Origin of the sequence: Hydrogenophaga sp., assembly GCF_041633695.1 — a bacterium.
GTDB lineage: Bacteria > Pseudomonadota > Gammaproteobacteria > Burkholderiales > Burkholderiaceae_C > Hydrogenophaga.
Window position 1 is genome coordinate 1 of sequence record NZ_JBFJMY010000398.1, and the last position, 3,834, is coordinate 3,834.

Genomic DNA, 3,834 nt, shown 5'->3' on the forward strand with positions numbered 1-3,834 from the left:
ACCACCCAGCTCGGGCGCCATGCGCAGCGAAGCGAACACCATTTGCGGCAGGCGCACGTCGAGCCCGAACTGCGCGCTGCCAAACACCTTGGACGGAATGTCTTTGCGCGGCGCGCCCCGCCCAATCTGCTTGAATGCGCTCGGCGACTTGAGCACCACGTCGCCCGGCGGAATGGCGGCGGCAGAGGCCGCCAAGTCGCCAAAGTGCGCGCGCTTGCCCGTGGCGTGGACCACCACCCCATCAACGATGGACAGCTCGTTCACCGGTAGCTTCCATTGCAGGGCAGCGGCGCCCAGCAAGGCGGCGCGGGCCGTGGCCGCCGCCAGCCGCAAGGGCTCCCAGGCATCGGCCATGGTGGACGAGCCTCCGGTGGCGTTGATGCCGAGTTCACGCGCAACCTTGCGCGTCATCCATTGGCCGGCCCGCACCGACAGCGCCACTTCTTCGCCGTGCGCATCCTGTGGATGAACAGGCAATGCGGCCACAAACATGGCCACATTGCCATAGATCTTGTCGGCACCCGCTTGCTCGGTCTGCACGCGCGCCAGCGGCATGTCCAGCTCTTCGGCCACCAGCAGCGGCAAGGCGGTGTGCACGCCCTGCCCCATTTCGCTGCGCGGCATGGCCAAGACCACGGCGCCGTCGGGCAAGACCTTGATCCATCCGTTGAGCGCGACCTCGCCGGCTTCCAGCCGGCCCCAGGTATCGGGGCTACCTTGGCGCGAACGCGGCGGCAAAGCGCCCCAACCCACCACCAGCGCGCCGCCCACGCCCAGGGCGCTGAGCAGCACCGTGCGCCGGCGCAGAGCGCGGGGTCTTTTGTTCGGCGGGTTCATGCTTTCACCCCCGAAGCCGGGCCCAGACGCAGATTCGCCGCTTGCTGGATGGCCGCGCGGACGCGCTGGTAGGTGCCGCAGCGGCAAAGATTGGTCATGGCCGCGTCGATGTCGGCGTCGCTGGGCTTGGGGTTGCGGTCGAGCAAGGCGGCCGCCGCCATCAGCATGCCGGACTGGCAATAGCCGCACTGCGGCACCTGCTGCGCGATCCAGGCCGTTTGCAACGGATGCGGCTTGTCCGGCGTGCCCAGACCTTCGATGGTCTGGATGCGCTTGCCCACCACCGCCGAAACCGGCGTGACGCAGGAGCGCACCGCCTGACCGTCCACCCGCACCGTGCAGGCGCCGCAGGCCGAGACGCCGCAACCGAATTTGGTGCCGGTCAGCCCCAGCACGTCGCGCAGCGCCCACAGCAGAGGCATGTCGGGGTCGATGTCCTGCCCCGGAGGCGGCGACAGGGTTTGTCCATTGATGTTGAGGTCCATGCGAAACATTGTGCCCGCCATGCCTGGAATTGCCCGTCTCAGCGGTAGGCCGCAGCCTCTAAATAAGCACAGGGATAATTGACGCTTCTTCTTTCAGGCATTTCATGGCACTTATCACCTTGCAGGACGCGCAACTGGCCTATGGCCACGTGGCGCTGCTCGATCACACCGATTTTTCTCTGGAGTCGCAAGAGCGCGTGGGCCTGATCGGCCGCAACGGCACGGGCAAGTCCTCGATGCTGAAGATTCTGGCCGGGCTGGAGAAGCCCGACGACGGCACGCTGCAGGTGCAAACCGGGCTGCGGGTGGCCTATGTGCCCCAAGAACCGGTGCTGGACCTGGAATCCACCGTGTTTGAAGCCGCCAGCGTGGGCCTGGCCGACGCCAAGCAGGCGCGCGACCAGTATTTGAGCGGCGCCGAGGGCCTGGATCTGGACGCGCTGCAAAACCGCATCGAAGCGCTGGACGCCTGGAACTGGGAACAGCGGGTGGAAGAAACCCTGCACCGCCTGCACCTGAACGCCGAAGACCGCGTGGGCGCGCTCTCGGGCGGCAACAAAAAGCGCGTGGCGCTGGCACAGGCGCTGGTGAGCCGCCCCGACGTGCTGCTGCTCGACGAACCCACCAACCACTTGGATCTGGACAGCATCACCTGGCTGGAAGACCTGCTGCTGGAATACCTGGGCAGCGTCGTCACCATCAGCCACGATCGCGCTTTTCTCGACCGCGTGGCCACCCGCATGGTCGAGCTGGACCGGGGCCGCCTGCTGAGCTACCCCGGCAACTTCGCCCAGTACCAGGTGCTGAAAGAAGAGCAACAAGCCCAGGAGGCCGTGATCTTCGCCCGCGCCGACAAGCTGCTGGCGCAAGAAGAGGTGTGGATCCGCAAAGGCGTGGAAGCGCGCCGCACCCGCGCACAAGGCCGCATCACCCGGCTGGAAAACCTGCGCGCGCAACGCTCGCAGCGGCGCGACGCCTTGGGCAACGTCAAGCTGGAAGTGGCCACTGGTACGTCCAGCGGCAAGATCGTGGCCGAGCTGGAAAAAATCAGCAAATCCTTCCCGCTGGCCGGTGGTGGCCAGCGCACCGTGATCCGCGACTTCACTGCCACGATTCTGCGCGGCGACAAGATCGGCCTGATCGGCCCCAACGGCGCCGGCAAGACCACGCTGCTCAAGATCATTCTGGGCGAGCTGGCGGCCGACACCGGGATCGTGCGCCAAGGCAGCAAACAATCGGTGGCCTATTTCGACCAGATGCGCGACCAGATCGACCTCAGCGCCACGCTGGAAGACTTCATCAGCCCCGGCAGCGAGTGGATCGAGATCGGCAACAAGCGCACCCACGTCAAAAGCTACCTGAGCGACTTTCTGTTCTCACCTGCCCGCGCCAACTCACCCGTGCGCACCCTCTCGGGTGGCGAGCGCAACCGCCTGCTGCTGGCGCGCCTGTTTGCCCGCCCGGCCAACGTGCTGGTGCTGGACGAACCCACCAACGACCTCGACATCGACACCCTGGAGCTGCTGGAAGACCTGCTGCAGCAATACGACGGCACCGTGTTCCTGGTCAGCCACGACCGGCGTTTTCTGGACAACGTGGTCACCAGCACCATCGTGCACGAAGGCGACGGCCGCTGGCGCGAGTACGTGGGCGACGTGCAGGACTGGATGACGCAGTCGGCCCGCGCCCAGGCCCTGGCCCGCGAACGCGAGCCCACCGCCAGCGCCACACCCGCTGTGGCCGCCCCCCAGCCCGCACCGGCAACCTCTGCAGCCACCGCGGCCAAGAAGAAGCTCAGCTACAAAGAACAACGCGAGCTGGACGCCCTGCCCACCCAGATCGCAGCGCTCGAAGCCGAGCAGGCCAAGGTCGAAGCCGAACTGGACGGCGGCAAACTCTACGCCAGCGACCCGGCCCGCGCGGCGCAGCTGGGCGCGCGGCACACGCAGATCGAAACCGAATGGCTGCAGGCGCTGGAGCGGCTGGAAGAGCTGGGTAGCTGAGGCCCCGAGCGCCGAGCGTCGTCACTTCTCAGCGCATCGCCGGGTCTTGCTCAACGGCGGACGTGTTGAACATGTGCCAGAGAGATACGGTTGGATACGGTTCAACGGCTGCGATCTAGGATCGGTTCACATGGGCTACGACGGCTCTTCGTGACAGTCGCAGGTGGGCCAGGGTCGCCCGGGTGATGGTGGACCGTTACTCGGGCGCGGACAGGTCCCGATCCAACATGCAGTCAATAAAAGCGCCCAATACCGCTGTTTGGTGGCGCCGGTTCGAGAAATAGAGGAACAGCCCAGGCCGCGTGATCGACCAATCGGCAAGGACTTGCACCAGCTGTCCTTGGGCGAGATGCTCATCAACGCGCTCGCGGTCAAAAGCATAGGCAATGCCAAGCCCTTGCAGCGCTGCGGCAACGCCGACGTCCGAGTGGTTGGTGACCAACGGCCCATCTGCGGCGACCTCCATCCGCCTTCCTTTCTTTTCAAACTCCCAAAGAGCGGTCCTCCCG

The 3,834-nt window shown here is 66.0% G+C and carries 4 protein-coding genes; 1 reads left to right on the forward strand and 3 read right to left on the reverse strand.

Annotated features, from left to right (window positions below):
* Both ABYB95_RS18865 and ABYB95_RS18870 read right to left on the reverse strand, forming a co-directional pair.
* Positions 1-837: molybdopterin cofactor-binding domain-containing protein (locus tag ABYB95_RS18865; protein WP_372660352.1), on the reverse strand; the 837-nt coding region annotated here is incomplete at its 3' end.
* Positions 834-1,322, reverse strand: a complete 489-nt coding sequence (locus tag ABYB95_RS18870; protein WP_372660355.1) for a (2Fe-2S)-binding protein — start codon at positions 1,320-1,322, stop codon at positions 834-836. The genes ABYB95_RS18865 and ABYB95_RS18870, both read right to left, overlap by 4 nt.
* Positions 1,323-1,426: 104 nt before the next feature.
* On the opposite strand from ABYB95_RS18870, the gene abc-f reads away from it, so the two are divergent.
* A complete protein-coding gene (gene abc-f / locus ABYB95_RS18875) occupies positions 1,427-3,325 on the forward strand; it encodes a ribosomal protection-like ABC-F family protein (RefSeq protein WP_372660358.1) in 1,899 nt (632 codons plus the stop codon).
* Positions 3,326-3,521: 196 nt separating this feature from the next.
* Here the strand turns inward: abc-f and ABYB95_RS18880 are convergent.
* Positions 3,522-3,834: LysR substrate-binding domain-containing protein (locus ABYB95_RS18880; RefSeq protein WP_372660361.1), on the reverse strand; the 313-nt coding region annotated here is incomplete at its 5' end.

Coding starts and splice junctions, on each gene's coding strand:
- abc-f (WP_372660358.1), top strand. CDS start 1,427: ATGGCACTTATCACCTTGCAGGACGCGCAACTGGCCTATGGCCACGTG.
- ABYB95_RS18870 (WP_372660355.1), bottom strand. CDS start 1,322: ATGGACCTCAACATCAATGGACAAACCCTGTCGCCGCCTCCGGGGCAG.